Genomic DNA, 25230 nt, shown 5'->3' with positions numbered 1-25230 from the left:
GAACGCCGAGAGGTGATCGATGTCCGACGCAGTGGCACAATTCCGGGAGGCGACCGAGGCCGCCGATATCGACGCCATGATGCGCACCCTCGCACCCGACGCCGAGCTGACCTCACCGCTGTCCGGCCGCCTCACCTTCCGCGGTCACGATGACCTGCGCATCCTGCTGACCGCGGCCTACGGCAGCCTCTCGCACCTGCGCTGGACCGAGGACATCGGCGACGGTGACCGCCGCGTCCTGCTGGCCGAGGCCAGCGTCGGTCCCTTCCGGATGACCGAAGCCATGATCCTCGAACTGGCCGCAGACGGCCGAATTCGCCGCCTCAACCCGCATCTGCGGCCCTGGCTCCCGCTCAGCTTCCTCGCGGTGAAGCTGGGTCCGCGGCTGTTGCGGCATCCAGGGGTCATGCGGCGGGCCGCGCGCGGATAGCGCTACCGGATCAGGGTTTCGGTCAGTCCTTCGGTGCTCAGCTCCGCGCGCCTGGTTATCCCGATGTCGTCGAGGAAGCGGGGGTCGTGGCTGACCACGATCAGCGCGCCCTCGTAGTTGGCGAGGGCCTGGGTGAGGTGGTCGAGGCTGGGCAGGTCGAGGTTATTGGTCGGCTCGTCGAGTAGCAGGAGTTTGGGGGCCGGGTCGGCGAGCAGGAGCATGGCGAGGGCAGCGCGCAGGCGTTCGCCGCCGGAGAGGGCCGATGCCGCGACATCGGCTTGGGCGCCCCGGAACAGGAAGCGGGCGAGTTGGGCTCGGATCTGTTCGGCGGAGGCGTGCGGCGCGGTCGAGGCGACATTCTCGAAGACCGTACGGTGCTCGTCGAAGATATCGAGACGTTGCGGCAACATCCGCCACGCGACCTTCGGCGGTGCCGCGGCAATGCGGTGCAGCAGTGTGGTTTTGCCCGCGCCATTGCGGCCGGTCAGTGCGATCCGCTCCGGACCGGACACCCGCAGCGTTACGGTCGGCCCGCAAGCCAGTTCGACCTGGTCGAGATCGATGACATCCTGGCCCGGGTACAGCCGGGTGCCGGGCAGATCGACCCGGATGTGCCGATCGTCGCGCAACAGGTCCTCGGCCTGCTGTAGCTGTTCCTTTGCGGTGTCCAGCTTTTCGATGTGGTTATTGCGCAACTTGCCCGCCGACACCTGCGCGGCCCGCTTGCGTGCACCCATGACGATCTTGGGCTCGCGCTTGTTCTCGAACATCTTCTGCCCGTAGCGCGCTCGGCGATCCAGTTTGATCCGGGTCTCGACCAGTTCGCGCGCCTGTTTGCGGACGTCACTGCGCACGTCGCGGATCGTGGCCCGCACGACCTCCTGCTCCGCCTCGATGATCCGCTCGTATTCGCTGAAATTGCCACCGAACAAACGCAATTCGCCCTGCCGGAGTTCGACGATCGTACCCATCCGCTCCAGCAACTCACGGTCGTGACTGACCGTGAGGACGGTGCCGGAGAATTGCCCGACCACCTCGTATAGGCGTTGTCGGGCATGCTGATCCAGGTTGTTGGTCGGCTCGTCGAGCAGCAGCACGTCCGGTTCGCGCAGCAATTCCGCGACCAGACCGAGCAATACCGTCTCCCCGCCGGAGAGCGTCTCCAGACGGCGGTCCAGCTGTTCGACCGAATCGGCGAGGTAGTGCAGACCCAGTCGACCGAGCAGCGCGATGGCGCCCTCTTCGACATCCCACTGCCCACCGACGGTGTCGAAGTCCGACTCTTCGCCGAGGCCGGATTCGATGCGGTGCAACGCCTTCCGTATCGCGGCGATACCCAGCACCGCATCGACGCGCTGACCGGTGCCGAGGCCGAGATCCTGACGCAGATAACCGAGCCGCCCGGTTACCGTGACCGAACCGTGTGTTGGCGTCAGCGCACCCGCGATCAGCCGCAACAGTGTGGACTTGCCCGCGCCATTGCCACCGACCAAGCCGAGATGGCCGGGGCCGAGCACGGCATCGAGCCCGTCGAATACGGGCGTGCCGTCGGGCCAGGAAAAGGTGAGATCGGAAAGGGAAAGATTGGTCATGTGGACCCCAGAGGTTGCTACGGAAACGCGACGCGCGGATGCGGGCCGCCCGAGTGGCTACCTCATGAGAGCAACGACATGACTCCGATCAACGGCGATAAGACTTACACAGGTTAAGCGCAACCGGGGATCTCGCGCCACTGATATTTGGATCACACGATCCGCTGCGGCGACAGGACCGGGTAACCCGCCCCCAACCGGCAAACCGGTTTCCGCAGACCCCGAACTAGATCCGCACCACCGACGTCAACGGGTAATCCCCTTGGCGATCGCGCCCATTGAGAAAGCCGAGCTCCAAAATCACTGCTGCCGCGACGATTTCGGCACCGGCGGCCTTGAACAGGTCCGCCGCCGCCGCCAATGTCCCACCGGTCGCCAGCACGTCGTCGAGAAGCAGGACGCGGCGGCCCCTCAGCTCGACCCCATCGGCGGGGATCTCCAGGGCGGCCGTGCCGTACTCGAGGCTGTACTCGCGGGAGATCACCGGCGGCGGCAGCTTGCCCGCCTTCCGCACCGCCATGACACCGGTACCCAATGTCGTGGCCACACCCGCGGCAATAATGAACCCACGCGCATCGACCCCGGCCACCAGATCGGCATCGGGCGCACAGGCGGCAAGGCAGTCGACAATCGCCCGGAAGCCCTCCGGATCGGCGAAAACCGGTGTCAGATCGGCAAACCGGACGCCGGGCGAGGGGAAATCATCGCGCCAGCGGGTGAGGCGTTCGACCAATTCGGCGGCTTTGCCAGTCCGCTCGGCTAGGACGTCATCCGTTTCCACCGCCGCGTGCTTGCTCATCGACACCTCTCCATGATTACTCACCCACCAGCACCTGTCACCGCCGCAACACCCAGCGGTCCATATTCCAGCCGGTTCCCGTCTGGGTGGGCCCGGCTATTCCGTTGCGCAGGCCGTCACCGAATGCGATGGTGCGGGGTGTGGCGAACAACGGAATGCTCGGCATCTCCGCCCACAGCAGGTTCTCGGCCTCGGTGCGCAGATTCAGCGTTGTGGTCGAGTTGTCGTCGCCCGCAAGCTGATCGGTGATCGAATCGTAGCGGCCATTACCGAAGCGACCGAAATTGAGCCCGCTACCGGTGCGCAACGCGCTGGTAGCGGCCACACCGGTCTCGGATCCGGCCGGACCCGGCGCCGACGCGGTACTACCGAGGACGGCGTCGACTTTGCCCTCGGTGAGCTGGGACGGTACGAAATCGGGCGATCCGGCGTCCACCACACTGATACCCGCCGGTTTGCACGCATCCGCGATCATCTGCACGGTTTGGGTGCGCCGCTCGTCCGGCTTCAGATACCCGATCCGGACGGTCGGATTCGATGCACCCGCGCCGGCAACGGCCGCGGTGGCGCCGGATACGTTCGCGCCCTGGTACTTGTCGGCCGCGCCGATGACGGCCGGGTAGTACAGCGAATCCTGTTGTGTGATGCGAGAATTCAGCATCCCGGTGCCGAGCCCGCTCTTCGGCGCGTCCTTGGCCTTGCCGAGCTTGTCGAACAGCGCCTGCCGCGGCACACACAGTGCGAAGGCGCGCCGTGCGTCGGCCGAACCGAAGACGCCGCCGGTCCCGAGCACCAACTGCTCGGCACCGCGTCCCGGTATTGTCCGCACCGAGAATCCGTCCAGATTGATGTCCTTCACCGATCCGGCACCGATATCGACGACCCCGACCGCATTGTCGCCGACCTTCGATTTCAGATCGGCGGTCTTCGGGTACACCACGATCCGCCCGGTCTCGGGCTTATTGCCCCGCCAGCGTTCGTTGGCGACCAGGACCAGCCCGTCTTCGGCGGAGTAGGAATCGATCCGATACGGTCCGGACGACGGGAACCGGCTCAGATCCAACTTGTCCGCGCCGATGGTCCACCCGTTGTTCCAGAAATCGGCGATCCGCTGCAATGCGGCCTGATCACCGGACTGCACGGCCGTCACGACGTTCGGCACATTCGCCACCCGCGCCGCCACATGCGCGGGCATCAACTCCCCCGGGGCGAACAGATTGCGCCACGGCAGGTAGTGCCGGTCCCCGCGGAACACCACGGTCGCGTCCTTGGAGCCGGGCTGGCAGTCCACCCGCTCGATATCGGCGTATCCGGCGGTGCTCGCGGCATCGAACAGCGGAACCTGGCCGCGGTCACCAGGTTTGGTGTATCGGCCGCTGCGCGCGGCCCAGGCCAGCACCAGATCGTCACACGAGGTCGGCACGCCGTCGGAGTACATACCGTCCGCGTTGAGCCGGTACTGCACGGTCTGCGCCTCGCCCGGCACCTCTTTCGCGGTGCCCACATCGGTATCGGCGACCTGCTGGCCGTCGGGGCCGGTGTAGAAGAACCCGGTCAGCACGCGCGCGAACACCGCGTCCGAGCCGCTGCTCGCGCCGAGCGTGGTGCCCCCGTTGTAACTGGCGATCACCGCATCGACGGCATAGCCGATGGAGGGCACCTGGTTCTGGCTCGAGCACCCGGCCACCACCGTGGCAGCCACGGTGCCCGCAGCCACCGCTCCGATCAAACGTGCCGCTAGCGACTGCTTCATCAAGGAAAACCCCTGCCGTCGGCTGTCAGTGCCTGCGCTTGTTCCGCTTTCCGCTCGGCCGAGCGCCGGGACGCGGGGCCTGTCCGGGTTCACGCACGGGGCGAGCATCCAGATCCCGGCCGGTCGCCGCGACCGCGCGCCGCTCCGCCTCGGCTCCCGCACGCGCCGACGCCAATCCGGCACGCTTGTTGAGCACCTTCTTGGTGTGCGCCGCGACTGGACCCCACCGCTCCTTGATCGATACCAGCAGCGGCACCGCAAAGAAGATCGACGAGTACGCGCCGACGACCATGCCGACCAGCTGCACCAGCGCCAGATCCTTCAGCGTGCCGACGCCGAGCAGCCACACCGCGATCACCAGCATGCCGACGATCGGCAGAATGCCGATGACGGTGGTGTTGATCGATCGCATCAGTGTCTGGTTCGCCGCGAGGTTCGCCTGTTCGGCATAGGTGCGTCGAGACGTATTCACCACACCGCGGGTGTTCTCCTCGACCTTGTCGAAGACGACGACATTGTCATAGAGCACATAGCCGAGGATGGTCAGCAGACCGATCACCGCGGCGGGGGTCACCTCGAAGCCGACCAGCGAGTAGATACCCGCCGTGACGATCATGTTGAAGAACAGCGAGGCGATCGCCGCGATCGACATATCCCGTTCGAACCGGATGGCGATGTAGACCATGGTCAGCGCGATGAACACGACCAGCGCGATCACGGCCTTCTTGGTGATCTGGCTACCCCAGGTCTCGCTGATCTCCGCGACACTGATCGCGTTGCGCGAAACATTGCCGTCCTTGTCCTTCGGCTGGAAGGCGTTGAACAGCGCGGTCTGCAGCGCGTCGGTCTGGGCGGCGCTCAGCGTATCGGAGCGGACCTGAATGGTCTCCGCCGAACCGGACCCCACCTTCTGCACGGTCACCGGGGCGTGGCCGATGGTCTGGGAGTAGACGTCCTCGACCTTCTGTGTGGTCGCAGTCCCCGCCGCGGGCAACTGGATGCGCGAGCCGCCCGCGAAGTCGATGCCGAGGGTGAATCCGCGAATTCCGATGCTCAGCAACGAGATCAGCACGAAGGCCGCGGTCAGCGCGTAGTAGAAGCGCCGCCGACTGACGATCTTGAAACCGCCGGTGCCGGTGTAGAGCCGCTCGAAGACGCTGTGCTTCGGCGCCGCATCGTATGCGTTCACCTCGTCGGCAAGTGGCTCTACAGTCGAGTAGCGATCGTCGGTATCCCGACCGCCGCCCCCCATGGAATCGCTGCGCGATGCTGTCCTCATCGTGACGTCTCCTTCACCAGAGCCTCGCCAGCCCTGCGTTCCCTGGCCACTTCCTGAATCGCGCCGAGCCCGTTGACCGACGGTTTGGCCCAGAACGGTGAGCGCGACGCCAGCATCATCAGTGGCGAGGTCACCAGATAGAGCACGATCACGTCGAGGACGGTGGTGATGCCCAGGGTGAACGCGAAGCCCTTCACCTGGCCGGCGGCCAGAATGTAGAGCACGACCGAGGCGATCAGGCTGACGGTCTTACCGGAGAGGTTGGTGCGCTGGGCGCGCTGCCAACCGCGCGGCACCGCCGAGCGGAAGCTGCGACCCTCGCGCATTTCGTCCTTGATGCGTTCGAAGAACACCACGAAGGAGTCGGCGGTCAGACCGATACCGATGATCAGACCGGCGATACCGGCCAGATCGAGGGTGAATCCGATCCACCGGCCGAGCAGCACGATGATGCCGTACACCGCGACACCCGAGGCGACCAGCGAGAATCCGGCGAGGAAGCCGAGCATCCGGTAGTAGGCCAGGCAGTACAGCAGCACCACCGCGAGGCCGATCGCACCGGCGAGCAGACCGGCGCGTAGCGAGGACAGACCCAGCGTCGCCGATACCGTCTCGGCCTCCGAGGTCTGGAACGACAGCGGCAGCGAACCGTACTTCAGGGTGTTCGCGAGTTCTTTGGCGCTGGCCGCGGTGAAGTTACCGGAGATGGTGGTGCGACCGCCCTGCTGCGGACCCGACTGCACGACCGGCGCGCTGACCACCTTCGAGTCGAGTACGAATGCGACCCGCTTGTTGATGTATTCGCCGGTCAGCGTCGCCCAGGCATCACTGCCATCGGATTTGAACTCGAGGTTCACCTCGTGGCGGGCCTGCTGCTGGTTCAGTCCCGAGGTGGCGTTCTTGATCTCCTGGCCGTCGATCCGGCTCTTGTCGAGCAGGAGGATCTCCTTGCCGTCGGTGGCGCAGGCGACCAGCGGCAGATTCGGATCGTCGTTACCGGCCAGCGGATCGGCCTTGCTGCAGTCCATCGCGGCCATCGCGGCCTGCTGCACCGTGGGATCGGTGCTCTGTCGGGTCGCCTTGGCGTCCGCGATCTCCTTCTTCGCCTGTTCCTGCGGCGTCAGCCCGCCGGGCGGGGCCGGGGGCGAGGTCGGTGCCTGTGCGGGGAAGACGCGCGGCTGCGGGGTCGACTCCGCAGCGGGTGCGGATTCGGTGGTCGGCACCGCGGCAGTGGTTGGCGCGGACTGGGTGGTCGGCGCGGGCTGGGTCGGCAGTGTCCCGTCGGGGTTGAGCTGTGTGGCGTCCGGAATGGCGCCCGGGGTCGTCCCGGCGGTACCCGAGGCCTGCGGCGTGCTCTTGCCGCCGACCGCGGGCACGGCCTGCAGCACCGGACGGATGTAGAGCTTGGCGGTCGTCGCCAGCGCCTTGGCCTGGCCACCGTCGTCACCCGGAACCGTGATCACCAGGTTGTCGCCGTCGATGACGACCTCGGAACCCGACACACCGAGGCCATTGACACGGTTCTCGATGATCGTCTGCGCCCGGCGCAGGCTGTCCTGGCTCGGCTTGCTGCCGTCGGGGGTGCGGGCGGTCAACGTGACCCGGGTACCGCCCTGTAGGTCGATGCCCAGTTTGGGGGTCGGGGAATGGTCACCGGCGAAGAACACCAGCGCATAGATCACGGCCAGCAGCACGGCGTAGACGCCGAGCAACCGGAGCGGATGCGCCGATCCCTGGGAAGGTGGCACAGTTCGTCATCTCCTAGGCGGAAGTCGAGGGTGGAACAGGCGGGCACGCACAGCCGGGCACCCGGACGGACCGCCCGCGGCGGTCGTCTGCACGCGGGTGCACCGCTGGAACCGGGTCAGTCCTTGGTCAGCCGGGTCTCGGTCTGCTGCGCGGACTCCTCGACGAGACCGGCCTCGATCTCGTCGGCGGCGATCTCATCGGCCACGGCCTCATCCGTGGTCTCGTCCGTGGTACGCACATCGCGGATGGCCTGACGCAGCCAGGTGGTGATGACATCCTCGGCGATTTCGAGATCGACGGTGTCGTCATCGATATCGACCACGGTGCCGTAGAGCCCCGACGTGGTGGTGACCTGGTCGCCGACCTTCAGGCTTTCCTGCATCGTGGTGACCTTCTCGGCCTCGCGCTTCTGACGGCGCACACCGAGGAACATGGGCACGAGCAGGGCTACCAGCAGCAGCGGAAACAGCAGTTCCATCGTCGAAGTCAGTCCCTAGTCTGTGGGTGGGATGGACAAGTACAACCAACAGTCTGCCAGTTCGCGTCGTCGCCACCACACCGGCACACCCCCTGACGTCCCAGAACGCCGCTCCGGCGGGCATCAGGGCACGGTCCGCGGACCGGTCGGCACAGGTATTCCACGCAACCGCACTGCTCGATGCCGACCCGCATCCGGGCCGAAAAGCCACAGGTAACGAGCGAGCCCCGCGACCGTGGTGTGGTCGCGGGGCTGCGCAATGGGGCGTGCTAAGCGATCTTGCCGTAGCTGTAGTCATCGAGCGGGAAGGCGACCGCTTCGCGGTGTGCGTTGATGGTGCTGGTCGGGCGCAGCAGGGCGGCCTCGCCGTGCTGGTTGAAGTAGTAGCTGCGCGCGCTCGAGCAGTCGCCGCCGTAGAAGACCGAGGAACCCAGCTTGTCGGTGACCCGATCCAGGAAGTGCCGGTTCGCCTGCTCGGTCACCTCGAAGGTGGTCTCGCCGCGACGGAAGGTCTCCTTCAACAGGCGGCCCATATGCTTCATCTGGGCCTCGATGGTGGTGAAGTACGACAGGCCGCTGTAGGAATATGGGCTGTTGAGGCTGATGAAGTTCGGGAATTTCGGCACCGTGATGCCCTCATAGGCCTGGAAACGATTGTCGCGCCAGAACTTTCCGAGGTCGACGCCCTCGCGGCCGATGATCTCGATGGCCGGGAAGTTCACATCCCATAGGTTGAAGCCGGTGGCCAGGATCAGGGTGTCGATCTCGGTCTTGTGGCCGTCGGCGGTCACGATGCCGTCGGGCTCGATGTGATCGATGGAGTTGGTCTCCAGCCGGACGTTGGGCTGGTTGAACGTCTTGAAGTAGGCGTTGGAGAACGTGGGGCGCTTGCAGCCGAAGTCGTAGTGCGGGGTGAGCTGCTTGCGCGTCTCCTTATCGCGCACCTGCGCGCGCAGATGCGCCTTGGCAAGTACGCCTGCGGCCTTGTTCAGCGGTTTGGCCTGCTTGAAATGCAACACGCCGAGCACCATCAGCGCCTCCAGCAGGCTGGTGTTGACCAGCCGCGCGGCCTTCTGGGTGGCGGGCACACGGGCGAACAGCTGCTGCACCGGCGCGGGAATCACGGTATCGATCTTGGGTACCACCCAGATCGGCGTGCGCTGGAAGACGGTGAGTTCCTTGGTCTTCTTGGCCGCCTCCGGCACCAACTGCACGGCGGTGGCGCCGGTGCCGATAACGGCGGCCCTGCGGCCGGTGAGGTCGAAATCGTCCTCCCACGCGGTGGTGTGGATGATCTTGCCCGCGAAGGACTCGATACCCGGAAACGGCGGGGTGTAGGGCTGGGACAGGAACCCGGTCGCGGTCAAAAGGTAACGGCCGGTAATGGTTTCACCATCGGCGACGGATACGGCCCAGTGCTGGTGCTCCGCATCCCAGCGGGCGCCGTCCACCACGGTGCCGAAGCGCATCCGACGACGCAGGCCGTACTTGTCCGCGACGTGCTCGGCATACTTCTTGAGCTCCTTGCCCGGCGCGAACAGCCGCGTCCAATAGGGGTTGGGCTCAAAGGAATACGAGTAGGTCACCGAGGCGATATCGACGGCGAGCCCCGGGTAGTGATTGACGTGCCAGGTGCCGCCGAGATCGTTCTCGCGCTCCAGGATCACGAAGTTGCTCAGACCCAGCCGGTCGAGCTCGATACCCGCACCCATTCCGCCGAATCCCGCACCGACCACGACCGCGTCGTACTGAGGCGCCACGTCGAACCTCCTGCTGAATACATTCCAACGGGAATGTAGGAACCATCTCTCACGGAATGACATCTCATTCCGTTTGTGAACACAGTATCATCGGGTGGGTGACGAAGCCATCCACGCGTGCGCCCCGACCAGCGGCCGGCAATGCGATCCAGCGACGCAAGGCCGAGCTGCGCCAGGAGATCATCGACACCGCGTTCGTCTGCTTCGCCGAAAAGGGCTATCACGCCACCGGCATCGCCGATATCGCCAATGAGCTGGGCATCGGGCACGGCACGTTCTACCGGTACTTCAGCAATAAACGCGAGATCATCGATGTGGTCATCGACGATCTGGCCGCACGGATCATCGAGGCGCTCGGCACCGATAACGCCCCCGACGCCGCCACCACCCTTGACGAATACCGCGCCCAGATCGACCGCATCGGCGCCGCCCTCACCGGGATCCTGGTGGCCGACCGGCGGGTCGCTCAGCTGCTGCTGTTCCACGCCACCGGTATCGATGACGAACTCACCACCCGGCTCTATGGGCTGCTCGATATGGCCGACGCGCTCACCGCCGGTTACCTCTCGCACGGTGTCGAGCTCGGCTATCTGCGGGCCGACCTCGACACCAAGAACACCGCCAAGGCCGTCACCGGCATGCTCATCGCGGGCATCGTCCAGGGGCTGCGCAATCCGGACGAGACCGCGGTCAGCGAACTGAACGAGGCGATCCGGCGACTGCTCATCGACGGCGTGCGCAAGGACTGAATCGACTCCGGCGAGACCGATAATTCTCCACCGGTTCGTCGCGGCGATCAGCGCTAGGGTGTAGCCAGATCGACTGTGGCCAACGGGGGCAGCACGTGTTCGGTAGAGACCGCCGAGTTCGAAAAATGCGTATTCGACCAGAGCAGGGCACCGCCCCTGACACAATGTCGCGGGTGACCCCCGAAGACGTGAGCCGAATCCATTTCGCCATGCCGCCGATGGGACACCGCGGCTATCACGCCGATGAGGTCGACGCCTTCCTCGAACTCGTCTCCGCGACGCTCGATGGGCAGGGTGTGCTGACCGCCGACGATATCCGCCACGTCGCCTTCGACGCCCCGCGCTTCGGTGGCCGCGGCTACCAGGCCGACCAGGTCGACGAATTCCTCGACCGGGTCCGCATCGAACTGGAATTCCGCCAGCGCGGCAGCCGCCCGGTCCCCGTCGGCGGCAATGGTTCCGGCCCCGCCGCCCTGCTCACCCCCGACGATGTGCACCACATGCAGTTCACCCAGTCCGCGGTCGGCCGCCGCGGCTATGACACCGACGAGGTGGACGCCTTCCTGGACCTGGTCGCCGCCACCCTGGCACACGGCGGACCCGGCAGCCTCACCACCACCGAAGTCCGCGCGGTCCGCTTCACCGAAGCCCGCCTCGGCACCCGCGGCTACACCCGGGACGAGGTGGACGCCTTCCTCGACCTGGTCGTCACCGCTCTCGAAGATGGAGCCAACCACCGCTAGCGCCGGTGGGTCATTCGAACAGGTCGAGGGTGGGGTGGGGTTCGCGGCCGCGGACCTCGATGGAGCCGAAGACCAGGTCCGGAGGCGGCACGAGGCCGAGATGCTCCCACGCGGCAGCCGTTGCGACGCGACCGCGGGGCGTGCGCGCGACCATGCCCGCGCGCACCAGGAAGGGCTCACAGACCTCTTCGACCGTCGCAGCCTCCTCGCCGACCGCGACGGCCAGCGTCGAAACCCCAACGGGCCCACCGCCGAAACTGCGGACCAGGGCCCCGAGGACGGCACGGTCCAAGCGGTCCAGGCCCAGCACGTCGACGTCGTAGACCTCCAACGCCGCCTGGGCGATGGGACGGGTGATCAGGCCGTCGGCGCGGACCTCGGCATAGTCGCGGACGCGGCGCAGCAGGCGGTTGGCGATGCGCGGGGTGCCGCGGGAGCGTCCGGCGATTTCGGCAGCGGCGTCGCGATCGATGGTGACACCGAGGATATGGGCCGAGCGCTGCAGGATGCGCAGGAGCTCGTCGGGATCGTAGAAGTCCATGTGACCGGTGAAGCCGAAGCGGTCACGCAGCGGACCGGTTAGCGCACCCGAGCGGGTGGTCGCACCGACCAGGGTGAAGGGCGCGATATCGAGCGGAATCGAGGTTGCCCCCGGGCCTTTGCCGACGACCACGTCGACACGGAAGTCCTCCATCGCGAGATAGAGCATTTCCTCGGCGGGCCGGGCGATCCGGTGGATCTCGTCGATGAACAGCACATCGCCCTCGACCAGATTGCTCAGCATGGCGGCGAGATCGCCGGCGCGCTCCAATGCCGGACCCGAGGTGATGCGCAGTGCCGTACCGAGTTCCGCAGCAATGATCATCGCCATACTGGTCTTGCCGAGACCGGGCGGGCCGGACAGCAGCACATGGTCCGGAGTGCCGCCACGCTGTTTGGCGCCGCGCAATACCAGCGCCAACTGTTCGCGCACGCGGGGCTGGCCGATGAAATCGTCGAGGGATTTCGGGCGCAGGCTGGCCTCGATCTCCCCGTCGGATTTGAGATAGCTTGCGGTGACCTGGGATTCGGGTTCGGTGTCGTCGTAGTCCATGACGGCTTACCGGTTCTTGGCGAGCGAGCCGAGCGCGGCGCGCAAGGCGGCCGAGGTGCCGGCGGCGGGTTGATCGGCGAGTACGGCATCGACCGCCGGTTCCGCCTGTTTGGTGGGAAAGCCGAGTCCGATCAGGGCCTTGACGACCTGCTCGCGCACCGGCGTGAGCACCGGTGTGGGCGTAGTACCCGGCGGACCCGCCTGCACCGGAACCAGATTCACCTTATCCCGCAACTCGACCACCATGCGCTCGGCGCCGCGCTTACCGATGCCGGGCACCCGGGTCAGCGCCGCGACATTGCTGTCCGCAAGCGCCTTGCGCAGCGCCTCGGGCTCGAGCACCGCGAGCACCGCCATGGCCAGCCGCGGACCGACGCCGGAGACGGTCTGCAGCAGACCGAACAGGTCACGGGATTCGGTATCGGCGAATCCGTACAGCGTCATCGAGTCCTCGCGCACGATCATCGCGGTGAACAGCCGGGATTCCTCGCCGCGGGTCAGCGTCGACAGCGTCGCCGGGGTGACATTGAGCCGGTAGCCGACGCCCGCCGCCTCGAGCACCACATGATCGAGCGCGATTTCGAGCACCTCACCGCGTACCGACGCGATCACGGGCGCACCACCTTCCGTTGTTCGGCAAGCCGCTGGGTATACCGCCGCTGTGCCTCGGCGGCCCGCGCCTCGGCCTCGGCCATCCGCGCCATCAGCGGCGCCCGCCAACAATGACAGATCGCCAGGGCCAGCGCATCGGCCGCATCCGCCGGTTTCGGCGCGACCTGCAGGCCGAGGATACGCGTCACCATCACGGTCACCTGAGCCTTGTCCGCGGTGCCATTGCCGGTGACGGCAGCCTTCACCTCACTCGGGGTGTGAAAGGCGACGGGTATACCCCGCCGCGCCGCCGCCAGCGCGATCACTCCACCCGCCTGCGCGGTGCCCATCGCGGTGCGCACATTGTGCTGCGCGAACACCCGCTCGATCGCGACCGCATCGGGTTTGTGCGTATCCATCCAGTGTTCGGCGATATCGGCGACGCCCATCAGCCGGTGTGCGAGATCCATATCCGCGGGGGTACGCACCACGTCGACGTCGAGCGCCGTCACCTTCCGCCCCAGCCCGCCCTCGACGATGCTGAGGCCGCACCGGGTGAGCCCGGGGTCGACGCCCATCACCCGCACACGATCCCCTCTCGAAGACACGAACAACTGTTCGAGAGTCTAGTGGACCGCGCGAGCACCGTTCGCTAACGACACGGCGCCCGTCCGGGATTCGACGTCGGGACCCGATTCAGTCGAATGAGTGATAGCAGCTCACGTACGCGTACGACCCGGAATCGGAATCTTCGACGACCACCTTGCCGTCGCGCAGGATCCGGCAGCTCACCGTGCCGCCGCTGGACCCGCTGACGGTGGCCGACACCCGGCCCGAGCGGACGAATCCGGTGAGGGTCACGGCCTTGGTCCAGGGCAGTGGCGCGTCGTTGGCATTGGAGCTGTCGAAATCGCCACTGGTGAAGGTGATATCGGCGGTGCCGGTGCCGGAGACCTCATAGGTCACCGCGACTTCCTTCTTCGACTCCTTGTCGATCCGATAGGCGATGGATCCGAACACCGCGACACACCCGCCGACGGTGAGCACGATCGCCAGGAAGACACCGCCCAATACCCACGGCCACACCGGCTTTCCCTTGGGTGGCTGCGGCGGATAGCCCGGGTAGCCCGGATACCCTTGCCCGGGATAACCCGGATACTGCGGCGGTGGTTGATAGGTCACGTGCACCCCTCCTGAATCCTGCACAACCGGCGATAGGACTTTACCGGACAAGGCCATTCGGAGTCCGCTTCAGCTCTGCCTCTGAATCGCCCGCGGAGCCTGCCGCGTTTCAGCAACGCGCACCGGTTCGGTACCGAACCACAGTTTTGCTGGAGCGGATTCACAGGGTTTCTCGAGGAATGGTCTCGACAATGCCGTAGGTGCCCGTAGTCCGTGCCCTGCTCGCCGCGCCCGCGACCCCTGTGACGCCGCCACCGCCGCCACGGCTACCGTCGGCGAATCTGAATCCGAGCTACCAATACGGCTCCCGTCACGGGATTTCGCTGCTGCACGGCTGGTTACCGTTGACCGTCGAACTGATCGCGGTGGCCCTGCTGATCCTCGCGATCGGCTGGCGAACCCGGCGCTGGCGGCTGGTGCTGCTGCCGGTGTGCGCGGCGTTCGGTGCGGCGGGCGCGGTGGCCGCGTGGGCGTATGTGAACGATCAGGGGTTGGCCTCGGATCCGGCGCCGATCGAGTTGTGGGCCTGTGTCGGGGCGGCGGTCGCGGCCATCGCCGTCGCCGCGCTCGGCTGGCGCAGCGCGCGCTGGTGGCGGCGCGGCGTCTCGGTGCTCGCCATACCCCTGGCACTGTTGAGCACCGGCATCGTGCTCAATCAGTGGGTCGGCTACTACCCCACCGTGCAGTCGGCGTGGAATGCGCTCACCGCGGGCCCGCTGCCGAACCAGACCGATATCGACGCCCTGCCTGCACTGCGCAATACGAACGTCACCACCGGCAAGATCGTGCCGGTGCGAATTCCCGACGCGGGCAGCGGATTTCCGCATCGCACCGAATACGTGTACCTGCCACCGGCCTGGTTCGCCGGTCCGACGCCGCCGACCCTGCCGGTCGTCATGATGATCGGTGGTGAGTTCAACACGCCCGCGGACTGGATGCGCAGCGGCCAGATCATGCCCGAAGTGGACAAGTTCACCGCCGCCAACGGCGGCCGCGCCCCCATTCTGGTCTTCGTCGATTCCAGCGGCAGCTTCAATAACGACACCGAATGCGTGAACGGTCCGCGCGGCGACGCCGCCGACCATCTGACCCGAGATGTGCCCGGCTACCTCGAATCTCGCTTCGGCGCGTCGGCGGATCCGGCGAACTGGGCCGTGGTCGGCTGGTCGATGGGCGGCACCTGCGCGGTCGACCTGGCCGTCATGCACCCCGAGCTGGTACGCACCTTCGTCGATATCGCGGGTGATCTGGGCCCGACCTCGGGCAACAAAGAGCAGACGATCAAACGCCTTTTCGGCGGTGACGCCGACCACTGGGCCGCCTTCGACCCGATCACCGTCATGGGCAAACACGGCCCGTACACCGATATGGCCGGTCTGTTCGACGATCTCACCCCACCCAAATCCGGTCCGGGATCCCATGGTGCACGCCAGTCCGCGGCGGTCGACGACGACACCGTCGGCTTCGGCGGCCACGACGGTGTTGTCGACACCGGCGAGGTCGGCGCGGCCGAAAAGCTGTGTGCCGCAGGACATGAGGTCGGCATCGACTGCACCATCCACACCACCCAGGGCGGCCACACCTGGCAGTTCGCCGCGGCCGCCTTCACCTCGTCGTTTCCCTGGATAGTCGCCCGGGTCGGACTCCCGGTGCCGGACGCGACCTGAAACCGATTGCGCGACCGATGAATTGAGCCGGGGGTCAGCCCCGCGACTACGCTGGCGGCGCCGACTCGGCACGAAAGGTCCGACGATAGGCCAGCGGTGCGACGCCGATCGAATCGTGTAGGTGCTGGCGCAGCGAACTGCCGGTCGCGAAGCCGACCTCGCCCGCGATGCGATCCACCGTCAGGTCGGTCGATTCGAGGAGCTGGCGGGCACGGAAGACGCGCTGCTGGATGAGCCAGCGGCCCGGACTCATGCCGACCTCGTCTCGGAAGCGGCGAGCGAAGGTGCGCTTGCTCATTCGGGCCCGCACCGCGAGTTCGTCCATGGTCAAGGGCAATTGGAGGTTCTCGAGGGCCCAGTGCCTGGCGGCGGCGGTGCCCGCGGAAGTCGACGGCGGCACCGGCTGTTCGATGTACTGAGCCTGGCCGCCATCGCGCCACGGCGGCACGACACAGCGCCGTGCAACCGTATTGGCGACCGCACTGCCGTGATCGCGGCGCACCAGATGCAGGCAAAGATCGACACCGGCCGCCGCGCCCGCGGAGGTGAGCACGTCATCGTCATCGACGTACAGGACATCGGTATCGAGGCGAACCCGGGGGAAGCTCCGCCGGAACTGGTCGGCCACATTCCAATGCGTCGTCGCGGGACGGCCGTCGAGCAGTCCGGCCGCGGCCGTCACGAACGCCCCCGTGCAGATCGAGACGATCCGTGCGCCCGGCCGGATCCGCGCGAACGCCTCCGCCAGCGGCGGCGGCAGCGTACCGCCGAGCGTCATCTCGATATCGCAGGCCGGAATGACCACGGTGTCGGCGGTTGCCAGCGCCCAGCTGTCGTGCTGGACGGCGATGGCGAAATCGGATCGGCTCGGCACGGGCGCGCCGTCGACCGAGCAGGTGCTCACCTCGTAGCGGTCCGCGGCGGTGCCGAATACCCGGCTCGGAATGCCGAGTTCGAACGGATACACCCCATCCAGCGCGAGCACGACCACTCGATGCCGCTGCGCCTCCGAAGGTCCGACCATGGCGCGATCATATCGAATATTGGCAATCGTGCCATTTCCCGGAGTCGCCGCCCTCGGCAAGCTGAAGGACATGAACGACACCACCATGCGCGCGATCAGTCAGGATGTGGTCGGCGGCCCCGAGGTCCTGACCGAGGTCGAACTGCCGATTCCGACGCCCGGTCCCGGCGAGATCCTGGTCCGGGTGCGGGCCGCTGGGCTCAATCCGACCGACTGGCGCCATCGCGGCGTCGCGGGACTGTTCCTCGACGAGCCGCCATTCGTCCTGGGCTGGGATGTATCGGGTGAAGTAGTGCGGACCGGTATCGGGGTCACCCTGTTCCACCCGGGCGACGAGGTCTTCGGCATGCTCCCCTACCCCAACGGCCATGGCGCATTCGCCGAATACGCCGTCGGCCCCGCCCGCGCCTTCGCGCCGAAGCCACCGAACCTGGACCACATTCAGGCCGCCGCGGTCCCGCTGGCCGCCCTCACCGCTTGGCAGGCCCTCGTCGACACCGCGAAACTCCAAGCCGGACAGCGCATTCTGATCCACGCCGCCGCCGGTGGTGTCGGACACTTCGCAGTCCAGATCGCCAAGGCCCGCGGCGCTCAGGTGATCGGCACCGCGAGCGCAGCCAACCACGCATTCCTGCGCGAACTCGGCGCGGACGAGACGATCGACTACCGCACAACCGATTTCGCCGATGCGGTACGCGATGTCGATGTGGTACTCGATTCCATCGATGCCGAGAACAGCGTGCGGTCGCTGCGCACACTCCGCCCCGGCGGTCTGCTCGTCTCGCTGCGCGCATTCGGAACGACCGAATTGACGGCCAAGGCACAGCGATCCGGAGTCCGGGCGGTGTGCATGCTGGTAGAGCACGACCACGCAGGGATGACCGCACTCGCTCGACTCGTCGAATCCGGGGCACTGCGTCCCACCGTCGCCGGAGTCTTCCCGCTCGCGGAGGCCGCGAAGGCGCACGCACAGGGCGAAACCGGCCGCACCGTAGGCAAATTGGTCCTCACGGTGCCGTGATCCGGCCTGGTCAGCGCTTCTTCGCGGCGCGGATCAGAATGTCGGCGCCCCACCAGGTCAAACGCCCGGCAATCGCCACGTATAGGAAGATCGCGAAGTACACCAGGCTCGCACCGTAGTCGTCGGCCCAGCCGGGCATCCGGTTCATCGTCGCGCAGGCGGCGATAAGCAGGATCAGTCCCGTCGCGACCGCGAGCGGGGCGAGGGTGACATTCAGGTCGGTCGAATGGCCGGGACGCTCGTCGGCAAGGGATCGACTCATAGGTTGGTCTCTTTCCGGGCAGGACAAGTTCTCGGTGTCCGGAACCTGATCGAGTCGCCGCGACGGTTGTCGCGGTACTCGAATCCGATATCAGGAATTGAGCCGAAATCGTTACGGTGCTGACATCGTCGGCTGGGATTACACGGGTTGCACGGCCACGTTTGTGGCGGGCATCACATCGGAGATCTACCATCCGAAGGATGAGCAATGTTGTGAAGGCTGTCCTCGAAGGTGGGCCGAAAGACTTGCCAGCGCGCATCGTTCCGATCACACCGCCCGGCGTCGAGCTCAAAGTCGAATTCCGCGGCGGATACGAGCACTTCAAGGTCACCAACCGCGAGGCAGATACGCCCGAAGGGCGGCTGCCGGTGTACGAGTGGTCCGACCGCACCAGAATCGCGGAATAAGTTCCAGCAGCGCCGCGTAGTTCTCCGCGCTCGACGCCCGCGCACCCGACTCACCGTCCGGTTCGCTCCGTCCACCGGGACGGACCGACCCGTGGACGCACTCGGGGCGGTCCGCAGCCGTGCGAACCGCCCCGGAGTTACCCGATGGGGTCGACTCAGTCCTCTTCGAGCTGAGCGCCGACCTCGTCAGGGATGTCGACATTGGTGTAAACGTTCTGCACGTCGTCGCTGTCCTCGAGCGCGTCGACCAGCTTGAACACCTTGCGCGCGCCATCGAGATCGACCGCGACCGATACCGACGGCTGGAAGCCGGATTCGGCGGAGTCGTAATCGATTCCGGCGTCCTGCAGCGCCTTGCGCACCGGGATCAGATCGGACGGATCGCTGATAATCTCGAAGGATTCCCCGAGGTCATTGACCTCCTCGGCACCCGCGTCGAGCACCGCCATCAGCACGTCGTCCTCGGAGAGGCCGTTCTTGTCCAGGGTGACGACGCCCTTGCGGTGGAACAGATAGGAGACCGAGCCCGGGTCGGCCATATTGCCGCCATTGCGGGTCATCGCGACGCGCACCTCGCCCGCGGCGCGGTTGCGGTTATCGGTGAGGCATTCGATCAGCACGGCGACACCATTGGGGCCGTAGCCCTCGTACATGATGGTCTGCCAGTCGGCGCCGCCCGCCTCTTCGCCGCCACCGCGCTTGCGGGCACGCTCGATGTTGTCGTTCGGAACCGACGACTTCTTCGCCTTCTGGATGGCGTCGTACAGCGTCGGATTGCCCGCCGGGTCACCGCCACCAGTGCGGGCCGCCACCTCGATGTTCTTGATCAACTTGGCGAAGAGCTTGCCGCGCTTCGCGTCGATCCCCGCCTTCTTGTGTTTGGTGGTGGCCCATTTGGAGTGGCCGCTCATTCCCTACTTCCTCCAGTCGACAGCACGTCTGATCGTGCGCACGGTACCCGCACCGGCCGGGTAGACAACTCTCTCAGCCTACTCGTCCGGTCGCGACGACTTTCCGAGGGCGATTACTGGGCGTCGCGGACCAGATCGACGAACATCTTGTGCACCCGCAGATCGCCGGTGACTTCCGGGTGGAACGACGTCGCGACCACCCTGCCCTGCCGCACCGCGACGATGCGCCCGGCAAACGGGCCGCTCGGGACGGTGGCCAATACCTCGACCCCCGCGCCGGCCCGCTCCACCCACGGCGCCCTGATGAAGACCGCGCGCATCGGACCGCCGTTCAGGCCCGCGAATTCCAGATCGGTCTCGAACGAATCGACCTGGCGGCCGAAAGCATTGCGGCGCACCGTCATATCGATACCGGACAGATGTTTCGCATCGGGGCGGGTGTCGAGCACCTCGGAGGCGAGCAGGATCATCCCGGCGCAGGACCCGAAGGCGGGCATACCCTCCCGCAGCCGCGCACGCAGCGGTTCGAGGAGTTCGAAGACCTCGAGCAGTTTGCTGATAGCGGTCGATTCGCCACCGGGCAGCACCAGCGCATCCACCGCGGCCAGCTCCGACGCACGCCGCACCAGCACCGGTTCGGCGCCGCATTCCGCCAGCGCCGCGACATGTTCGCGCACATCGCCCTGCAGCGCCAGCACGCCGATGGTGGGCCGGGTGGGAATCTGCTGCGCGCCGGGAACAGGCGAGGCGACCGATACGTTCACGCCACGAGCTTACGAGGCGGGGGTGCTGTGGTCCTGCTCACGGTGACCGTCAACGTTGCATCAAGAGCGGGTTCATCGGGCGGAAATCGGTCGACACTCACAGATGTGATTGTCGTGTTGCCACGCAAGGCGCCTGCGCCCCGTGGAGAAGCGAATAGAGTCTCGCCGCGCCGGGGGCTGACGGTGTCGACCGGCCTGGCCGGACTGTCCCTCGATGCCATGGCATCGGTCTCCTACGGGCCGGAAGCCATCGTGCTGGTACTGGCCACGGCCGGTGGCGCCGGACTCGGTATGACCTTGCCGGTCACCCTCGCGATCGCCGCACTGCTGGCCGTACTGGTCGCCTCCTATCGGCAGGTGATCGCGGCCTTCCCCGACGGCGGCGGCGCATACGCGGTGGCCAAGCGGCATCTGGGCCGCCGCACCAGCCTGGTCGCCGCGGCCTCGCTGATCGTCGACTACATCCTCAATGTCGCGGTCTCGATCGCCGCGGGGGTGGCCGCACTGACCTCGGCATTCCCTGCGCTGCACGGGTATACGGTGTGGATCTGCCTGACCATCCTGATCGGGGTCACCGCGCTGAATCTGCTCGGCATCCGAGAAAGCGCGCGCGCCTTCATGATTCCGACCATCGTGTTCGTCACGGGCATCTTCGCCGTCATAATCGGCGGGCTGGTGCGTTCGGAACCGGCCAGCGTCACCACCGGAGCCGCGGCCGTCAGCGATCTCCACACCGTTGGCGTGCTCTTGCTGCTCAAGGCATTCTCCAGCGGCTGCGCGGCGCTCACCGGCGTCGAAGCGATCGCGAACGCGGTGCCCAGCTTCGCCGAACCGAAGATCAAACGCGCACAGCGGGCGGAGGTGGCGCTCGGCGCGCTGCTCGGCGTCATGCTGATCGGGCTGGCGGTGCTCATCAAGAAGTTCTCGTTGCAGCCGATCGACGGCACGACGGTGCTCTCCCAGCTGACCGAGGCCGCCCTCGGCCACGGGATCGGCTACTACGTTGTGCAATTCGCGACCGTCGTACTGCTCGCGCTGGCCGCCAACACGTCATACGGCGGACTGCCGACACTCACCCGGATCCTGGCCGACGACAACTGCCTGCCGCACCGATTCGCGGTCAGTTCACCGCGTCAGGTGTACCGCTACGGTGTCCTGGCCCTCGGCGTCACCTCGGCCGTGCTGTTGATCGCGGCGCGCGGAGATATGAATGCGCTCGTCCCGCTATTCGCGATCGGCGTCTTCGTCGGGTTCACCATCGCCCAGACCGGTATGGTCCGGCACTGGTGGCAGGACCGCGGCGAGGGCTGGCGCTGGCGGATCGCACTCAACGGTTTCGGTGCGGTGCTCACCTTCGTCGCCGCGATCGTCACCACCGCCATGAAATTCACCGAAGGCGCCTGGTTGATCGTGCTGGTGCTGCCCGCGCTGGTGCTCGGCATGGAACGTGTGCGTGGGGCCTACACCAAGATCGGCGGCTGCCGCGGCAACGGCACGATTCCGGACCAGCCGCGGGCCACCGGCACGGCGATCGTGGTGCCGATCTCCGAGGTCTCGGAACTGAGCCGCGAGGCGCTCTCGGCTGCCATGTCCATCGGCAAAGACGTGGTCGCCGTCCATGTCTGCCTGCCCGGTGAATCGGTGCGGGCGTTCGCAAAGGCATGGGAGGCCTGGCATCCCGAGGTCAGGCTGGTGCTGCTCGAGGACAGCGACGCCACCGTCGGCGGACCCGTCGCGCGGTACGTCCGCGAGAACTTCCCAGGACGGCGCAAGGTCGTCGTCATCGCCGAGATCGATCCGCCGACCGGCTGGGACCGCGTGCTGCCCAGCCACCGCAGCGATGAACTCGAACGCGAACTCCGCCGAATGACCGACACCGTGGTCTGCCACCTACGCGTCCAGGTGGGATGAGCCCCATGCGGGCTCACGGGTAGTTCGCGGTGGTGCGTGGCGGCCACCCGCGCACCACCGCGGACGCTCGGTCACCGAGATCTATGGGTCACCGGGTGATCTTCGCCCCTGCTGAGGCTCAGTCGTCGCGCAACGTGCGGATCAAACCCTCTTGCACGACCGCCGCGACCAACTCGCCCTGCCGGTTGAAGATCTTGCCGCCGGTCAGTGCACGGCCGAAGCCCGCGGATGGGGACGACTGGTCGTAGAGCAGCCAGTCATCGGCGCGGAACGGGCGCAGGAACCACATGGCGTGGTCGAGGGAGGCGTTCTGGGTCGGCTCGTCGGGGTGGATGACCTTGGAGGAGCCGAGCAGGGTCATATCGCTCATATAGGCGAGGGTGCAGACGTGCACCACCGGGTCGTCGGGCAGCGGATGCCGGTAGCGGAACCACACCTGCTGCTGGGAGACGACACCGTCGCGGCGGGCCACCACATCCTGGGGCACGGTGCGGATATCCCAGTGTTCCCACTCGCGCATCGCCCACAGCCGCTCCGGACTCATCGTGGTGCTGGCATCCGGCAGCCCGTCCGGCGCCTGGACCTGCGGCATCACATCCTGATGTTCGGGACCCGCGTCACCGATGTGGAACGAGGCCGACATGGTGAAGATCGCGGCGCCGTCCTGTACGCCGGTCACCCGGCGGGTACAGAAGGACCGGCCGTCACGGATCCGCTCCACCAGATAGACGGTCCGCTCTTCCGGATTGCCCGGACGCAGGAAGTACCCGTGCAGCGAATGCACCTGAAACCGCGGCTCCACCGTCCGTACCGCCGCTACCAGCGCCTGACCGGCAACCTGGCCGCCGAATGTGCGCGGGAGCTGGGTCTTGGTGGACGCACCACGGAAGATATCCCGCTCTAGCCGCTCTATCTCCAGCGCCTCTTCGATTGTCGCCATGCGGCTGACACTAACCGGCGCACCGACGCGGGCTCCGCTCGGCCGGCCCGTGATCGATCGGCAACGGCCGCAACCGCCGCCCAGAATGGGGTGCGCTAGCCGGTTTTGATGGGATGGGCCGGTGCCGCATTTCGATCCGATCAGCCATACCGGACTTGTCGAACTCCTGACCGACCGCATCCGCGAGATCAGCGGACGCGCGGTGATCGCGATCGACGGTGCCGACGCCGCCGAACCGCTGGCGATCGCGGACCGCATCGCCACCGCCCTTCGCGATACCGGACGTGCCGCCGAGGTGGTCTCGCTGCACGACTACATCCGGCCGGCCTCGCTCCGGATGGAATTCGGGCGCACCGACGAAATGTCTTATTGTGCAGCCTGGTTCGACTATGCGGCGCTCGATCGCGAGGTCATTCGCGCGCTCCGCGAGGACGCGCGCTGGCTTCCGGCACTGTGGGACGAAGACCGCGACCGCTCCGCCCGCTCCCCCGTCCGCAGCGCGGCGCCCGACACCGTCCTGTTGATTGCGGGTCCCATGCTTTTCGGCCGGGGGCTGAGCTTCGATCTGGCGGTGCGACTCGATATGTCCGAGGCCGCCCTGCGCCGCCGCACCGCGCCGGAGGCACAGTGGACCATTCCCGCCATTCTGCGCCACGATCGGGACAATCCCTATGCCCCAACCTTTTTCATTCGTTGGGAACATCCCGATAGGCCCGCGCTGCGGATCGATGACGACGCCCGGAAATAGCCGGCTTCCGACTCGAGCGGCTCCCCCTCCTTGCAATGTTTTTGACGTGCGGTTCCCCTGCGGGACTTTGACATATTTCATGTTTAAATGCGCATATCTAAGTAGGCAGATGATTCATTGCCTCGTCGGCAACAGATTCACCCGAACCTTCCGTCTCGTACCGCCCGCTGCCAATTGCCGGACATGTCGAACTCGTCATCAGGTTCCCGCAGGCTGCTTCGAAACCAATCCTGTTCCCGCCGAGCACAATTCGAGCGGCACCACTCCCCCACCGCCGAGCCTCGACCGGTTGCGCCGACAAACACCTCGGGTGGCGAGCGCCACAGGCGCCCACCACCCGAGATGAACCGTGCCCGGCCGAACCCACAGCGGTCGGGCCGCAGCGAACTAACCGCAGGCCGGCGACTGCTGGCCCAGGTTGGTCAGCATGGTGCAGGCCCAGGACTTCTCGATCTTCCACTTGCCGTTCTCGGCGACGAAGGGCACGTCGACCATGTTCTCCTGACCATTGACGACGAACTTCGCCTTGGCGGTCACGCTGTCACCGAAGGAGGTGACATCGGTGACCGTTATCTGCGCATTGGCGTTCTTTGCCGCCTCCGCCAAGCGGTTCGGCAGATCCGGATCGGCCTCCGCACCCTGCACCGATTCCAATTTCTCGGAGCTGGGCACCGACGGATCAAAGGCGCGGGCGAGTGCGGCATTCAACTCTGCCACCGTCGGCTTGGGGGGCAGGTTCGGGTTGGCCACCGCCGACGTGCTGGTCTTGGACGCCTTGGTCGGGGTCGTCTTCGAGTCGTCGCTGCCACACGCCGACAAGCTGAGTGCGGCCACGGCGGCCAGACCCGCGATAGCGATACGCCCGGACTTATGAAGCTTCAATTGAATCTCCTTTGTCATTCGGACAGGTCCGTGACCCCGCCGGTGCCGCGCGAACTGCCCGCGCGGTCACCGACCGAATCCCGAAATTAGCCATCAACTCTGTGGCGGGAATAAGACAACTGTGTGGGATGCGCAACAGCTTCGGCCCGCCCCGCGTTCAACCATACGATCGACGCCGACTAGATCATGCCGATACCGGCGAGATGGCCGGTCCGCACGACGGAGCCGGGAGCAGGAAGGTCAGGCAGCGGGCCGAGAGTCCGCCGTGTACAGCACGCTGGCGATCCGCGGCACAGTATCGGCGCGAAGTAGGACCGTGCCGAACGCAATAGTGCCGGTGAGAGCGATGATCGCGGTGTAGCCGAAGCCGAGTAACCGGACAGCGAAGGCAGTCGCGCCGAAACGGCCCGGTTTCCCGGTACAGCAGTGCGTACCTCGCCACCAGCAGGCCGATGCCGAAGGGGACGGCAACAGCCGTCTCGGCGTACGCGACCG

Annotated in this window: 25 protein-coding genes; 8 read left to right on the top strand and 17 right to left on the bottom strand. The window is 66.5% G+C overall.

Features of this window, described 5'->3' with window-relative positions; genetic code table 11:
- The first annotated feature begins 19 nt into the window (after positions 1 to 19).
- Positions 20 to 430 (top strand): nuclear transport factor 2 family protein, encoded by a 411-nt coding sequence (locus tag ACWEO2_RS10035; protein WP_452404973.1) that lies wholly within the window; start codon positions 20 to 22, stop codon positions 428 to 430.
- Between the two features lie 2 nt (positions 431 to 432).
- Here ACWEO2_RS10035 and ACWEO2_RS10030 read toward each other — a convergent pair whose 3' ends face one another.
- From ACWEO2_RS10030 to ACWEO2_RS10000, 7 genes are all read right to left on the bottom strand, one after another.
- Positions 433 to 2022: an ABC-F family ATP-binding cassette domain-containing protein gene (locus ACWEO2_RS10030; RefSeq protein ID WP_452404972.1), complete on the bottom strand. Its 1590-nt coding sequence runs from the start codon at positions 2020 to 2022 to the stop codon at positions 433 to 435.
- A gap of 226 nt (positions 2023 to 2248) precedes the next feature.
- Positions 2249 to 2821, bottom strand: coding sequence for an adenine phosphoribosyltransferase (locus ACWEO2_RS10025; protein WP_355178536.1), 573 nt, complete (start codon positions 2819 to 2821; stop codon positions 2249 to 2251).
- 37 nt (positions 2822 to 2858) lie between these two features.
- The gene (locus ACWEO2_RS10020; RefSeq protein WP_452404971.1) at positions 2859 to 4574 is read right to left on the bottom strand and encodes an ABC transporter substrate-binding protein; all 1716 of its coding nucleotides are present in this window, start codon (positions 4572 to 4574) and stop codon (positions 2859 to 2861) included.
- 25 nt (positions 4575 to 4599) lie between these two features.
- Positions 4600 to 5853 carry a protein translocase subunit SecF gene (gene secF / locus ACWEO2_RS10015; RefSeq protein ID WP_452404970.1) on the bottom strand — a complete coding sequence of 418 codons (1254 nt, stop codon included), beginning with the start codon at positions 5851 to 5853 and terminating at the stop codon, positions 4600 to 4602.
- A complete protein-coding gene (gene secD / locus ACWEO2_RS10010) occupies positions 5850 to 7601 on the bottom strand; it encodes a protein translocase subunit SecD (RefSeq protein WP_452404969.1) in 1752 nt (583 codons plus the stop codon). Before secD ends, secF begins: the two co-directional genes overlap by 4 nt.
- Before the next feature lie 116 nt (positions 7602 to 7717).
- A complete protein-coding gene (yajC, locus tag ACWEO2_RS10005; RefSeq protein ID WP_452404968.1) occupies positions 7718 to 8080 on the bottom strand; it encodes a preprotein translocase subunit YajC in 363 nt (120 codons plus the stop codon).
- A 269-nt stretch (positions 8081 to 8349) separates the two neighbouring features.
- Positions 8350 to 9840 carry a flavin-containing monooxygenase gene (locus tag ACWEO2_RS10000; RefSeq protein ID WP_452404967.1) on the bottom strand — a complete coding sequence of 497 codons (1491 nt, stop codon included), beginning with the start codon at positions 9838 to 9840 and terminating at the stop codon, positions 8350 to 8352.
- 98 nt (positions 9841 to 9938) lie between these two features.
- On the opposite strand from ACWEO2_RS10000, the gene ACWEO2_RS09995 reads away from it, so the two are divergent.
- Positions 9939 to 10589 carry a TetR/AcrR family transcriptional regulator gene (locus tag ACWEO2_RS09995; RefSeq protein ID WP_355178261.1) on the top strand — a complete coding sequence of 217 codons (651 nt, stop codon included), beginning with the start codon at positions 9939 to 9941 and terminating at the stop codon, positions 10587 to 10589.
- Between the two features lie 164 nt (positions 10590 to 10753).
- Complete coding sequence (locus tag ACWEO2_RS09990; RefSeq protein ID WP_452405133.1) at positions 10754 to 11332, top strand: DivIVA domain-containing protein; 579 nt, start codon at positions 10754 to 10756, stop codon at positions 11330 to 11332.
- Between the two features lie 10 nt (positions 11333 to 11342).
- Here ACWEO2_RS09990 and ruvB read toward each other — a convergent pair whose 3' ends face one another.
- The 4 genes from ruvB to ACWEO2_RS09970 form a co-directional block, all read right to left on the bottom strand.
- Positions 11343 to 12425 (bottom strand): Holliday junction branch migration DNA helicase RuvB, encoded by a 1083-nt coding sequence (gene ruvB / locus ACWEO2_RS09985; protein WP_452404966.1) that lies wholly within the window; start codon positions 12423 to 12425, stop codon positions 11343 to 11345.
- A 6-nt stretch (positions 12426 to 12431) separates the two neighbouring features.
- Positions 12432 to 13037: a Holliday junction branch migration protein RuvA gene (gene ruvA / locus ACWEO2_RS09980; RefSeq protein ID WP_452404965.1), complete on the bottom strand. Its 606-nt coding sequence runs from the start codon at positions 13035 to 13037 to the stop codon at positions 12432 to 12434.
- Complete coding sequence (ruvC, locus tag ACWEO2_RS09975; RefSeq protein WP_452404964.1) at positions 13034 to 13603, bottom strand: crossover junction endodeoxyribonuclease RuvC; 570 nt, start codon at positions 13601 to 13603, stop codon at positions 13034 to 13036. Before ruvC ends, ruvA begins: the two co-directional genes overlap by 4 nt.
- 109 nt (positions 13604 to 13712) lie before the next feature.
- The gene (locus tag ACWEO2_RS09970; RefSeq protein ID WP_452404963.1) at positions 13713 to 14198 is read right to left on the bottom strand and encodes an MmpS family transport accessory protein; all 486 of its coding nucleotides are present in this window, start codon (positions 14196 to 14198) and stop codon (positions 13713 to 13715) included.
- 200 nt (positions 14199 to 14398) lie between these two features.
- Between ACWEO2_RS09970 and ACWEO2_RS09965 the strand changes: the two genes are divergently transcribed.
- Positions 14399 to 15865, top strand: coding sequence for an alpha/beta hydrolase (locus ACWEO2_RS09965; protein ID WP_452404962.1), 1467 nt, complete (start codon positions 14399 to 14401; stop codon positions 15863 to 15865).
- Between the two features lie 46 nt (positions 15866 to 15911).
- Here ACWEO2_RS09965 and ACWEO2_RS09960 read toward each other — a convergent pair whose 3' ends face one another.
- Complete coding sequence (locus ACWEO2_RS09960) at positions 15912 to 16889, bottom strand: GlxA family transcriptional regulator (RefSeq protein WP_452404961.1); 978 nt, start codon at positions 16887 to 16889, stop codon at positions 15912 to 15914.
- Positions 16890 to 16974: 85 nt separating this feature from the next.
- Between ACWEO2_RS09960 and ACWEO2_RS09955 the strand changes: the two genes are divergently transcribed.
- Positions 16975 to 17910 carry an NADP-dependent oxidoreductase gene (locus ACWEO2_RS09955; protein WP_452405132.1) on the top strand — a complete coding sequence of 312 codons (936 nt, stop codon included), beginning with the start codon at positions 16975 to 16977 and terminating at the stop codon, positions 17908 to 17910.
- A 10-nt stretch (positions 17911 to 17920) separates the two neighbouring features.
- On the opposite strand, the gene ACWEO2_RS09950 is transcribed toward ACWEO2_RS09955, so the two are convergent.
- Positions 17921 to 18172, bottom strand: a complete 252-nt coding sequence (locus ACWEO2_RS09950) for a hypothetical protein (RefSeq protein ID WP_354950691.1) — start codon at positions 18170 to 18172, stop codon at positions 17921 to 17923.
- A gap of 200 nt (positions 18173 to 18372) precedes the next feature.
- Between ACWEO2_RS09950 and ACWEO2_RS09945 the strand changes: the two genes are divergently transcribed.
- Entirely contained in the window at positions 18373 to 18579 is a 207-nt protein-coding gene (locus tag ACWEO2_RS09945) for a DUF5988 family protein (protein WP_354950689.1), read from the top strand.
- 155 nt (positions 18580 to 18734) lie between these two features.
- Here ACWEO2_RS09945 and ACWEO2_RS09940 read toward each other — a convergent pair whose 3' ends face one another.
- Both ACWEO2_RS09940 and pdxT read right to left on the bottom strand, forming a co-directional pair.
- A complete protein-coding gene (locus ACWEO2_RS09940; RefSeq protein ID WP_354950687.1) occupies positions 18735 to 19490 on the bottom strand; it encodes a YebC/PmpR family DNA-binding transcriptional regulator in 756 nt (251 codons plus the stop codon).
- Between the two features lie 113 nt (positions 19491 to 19603).
- The gene (pdxT, locus tag ACWEO2_RS09935) at positions 19604 to 20254 is read right to left on the bottom strand and encodes a pyridoxal 5'-phosphate synthase glutaminase subunit PdxT (protein WP_355178279.1); all 651 of its coding nucleotides are present in this window, start codon (positions 20252 to 20254) and stop codon (positions 19604 to 19606) included.
- 219 nt (positions 20255 to 20473) lie between these two features.
- Between pdxT and ACWEO2_RS09930 the strand changes: the two genes are divergently transcribed.
- Positions 20474 to 22165, top strand: a complete 1692-nt coding sequence (locus ACWEO2_RS09930; RefSeq protein WP_452405131.1) for an APC family permease — start codon at positions 20474 to 20476, stop codon at positions 22163 to 22165.
- Between the two features lie 118 nt (positions 22166 to 22283).
- On the opposite strand, the gene ACWEO2_RS09925 is transcribed toward ACWEO2_RS09930, so the two are convergent.
- Positions 22284 to 23105 (bottom strand): acyl-CoA thioesterase, encoded by an 822-nt coding sequence (locus ACWEO2_RS09925; protein ID WP_452404960.1) that lies wholly within the window; start codon positions 23103 to 23105, stop codon positions 22284 to 22286.
- 121 nt (positions 23106 to 23226) lie between these two features.
- Here ACWEO2_RS09925 and ACWEO2_RS09920 point away from each other — a divergent pair, with 121 nt between their 5' ends.
- Complete coding sequence (locus ACWEO2_RS09920) at positions 23227 to 23853, top strand: hypothetical protein (RefSeq protein ID WP_452404959.1); 627 nt, start codon at positions 23227 to 23229, stop codon at positions 23851 to 23853.
- Between the two features lie 387 nt (positions 23854 to 24240).
- Here the strand turns inward: ACWEO2_RS09920 and ACWEO2_RS09915 are convergent, their stop codons facing one another.
- Positions 24241 to 24735 (bottom strand): hypothetical protein, encoded by a 495-nt coding sequence (locus ACWEO2_RS09915; RefSeq protein WP_355178283.1) that lies wholly within the window; start codon positions 24733 to 24735, stop codon positions 24241 to 24243.
- Positions 24736 to 25230: the final 495 nt, after the last annotated feature.

The sequence above is a fragment of the Nocardia sp. NPDC004278 genome (genome assembly GCF_053602975.1).
Note: the sequence above shows the minus strand (reverse complement) of the source record. Positions and strands in the feature narration are given on the sequence as shown.

Excerpts from the sequence above, each read along its gene's own strand:
- ACWEO2_RS10020 (WP_452404971.1), bottom strand. The coding sequence starts at position 4,574 with ATGAAGCAGTCGCTAGCGGCACGTTTGATCGGAGCGGTGGCTGCGGGC.
- ACWEO2_RS09950 (WP_354950691.1), bottom strand. The coding sequence starts at position 18,172 with ATGAGTCGATCCCTTGCCGACGAGCGTCCCGGCCATTCGACCGACCTG.
- ACWEO2_RS09940 (WP_354950687.1), bottom strand. The coding sequence starts at position 19,490 with ATGAGCGGCCACTCCAAATGGGCCACCACCAAACACAAGAAGGCGGGG.
- ACWEO2_RS10025 (WP_355178536.1), bottom strand. The coding sequence starts at position 2,821 with ATGAGCAAGCACGCGGCGGTGGAAACGGATGACGTCCTAGCCGAGCGG.
- ACWEO2_RS09925 (WP_452404960.1), bottom strand. The coding sequence starts at position 23,105 with ATGGCGACAATCGAAGAGGCGCTGGAGATAGAGCGGCTAGAGCGGGAT.
- ACWEO2_RS10030 (WP_452404972.1), bottom strand. The coding sequence starts at position 2,022 with ATGACCAATCTTTCCCTTTCCGATCTCACCTTTTCCTGGCCCGACGGC.
- ACWEO2_RS09960 (WP_452404961.1), bottom strand. The coding sequence starts at position 16,889 with ATGGTCGGACCTTCGGAGGCGCAGCGGCATCGAGTGGTCGTGCTCGCG.
- ACWEO2_RS09990 (WP_452405133.1), top strand. The coding sequence starts at position 10,754 with ATGTCGCGGGTGACCCCCGAAGACGTGAGCCGAATCCATTTCGCCATG.
- ACWEO2_RS09930 (WP_452405131.1), top strand. The coding sequence starts at position 20,474 with ATGGCATCGGTCTCCTACGGGCCGGAAGCCATCGTGCTGGTACTGGCC.
- ACWEO2_RS09955 (WP_452405132.1), top strand. The coding sequence starts at position 16,975 with ATGCGCGCGATCAGTCAGGATGTGGTCGGCGGCCCCGAGGTCCTGACC.
- secF (WP_452404970.1), bottom strand. The coding sequence starts at position 5,853 with ATGAGGACAGCATCGCGCAGCGATTCCATGGGGGGCGGCGGTCGGGAT.
- ACWEO2_RS09945 (WP_354950689.1), top strand. The coding sequence starts at position 18,373 with ATGAGCAATGTTGTGAAGGCTGTCCTCGAAGGTGGGCCGAAAGACTTG.
- yajC (WP_452404968.1), bottom strand. The coding sequence starts at position 8,080 with ATGGAACTGCTGTTTCCGCTGCTGCTGGTAGCCCTGCTCGTGCCCATG.
- ruvB (WP_452404966.1), bottom strand. The coding sequence starts at position 12,425 with ATGGACTACGACGACACCGAACCCGAATCCCAGGTCACCGCAAGCTAT.
- ACWEO2_RS10035 (WP_452404973.1), top strand. The coding sequence starts at position 20 with ATGTCCGACGCAGTGGCACAATTCCGGGAGGCGACCGAGGCCGCCGAT.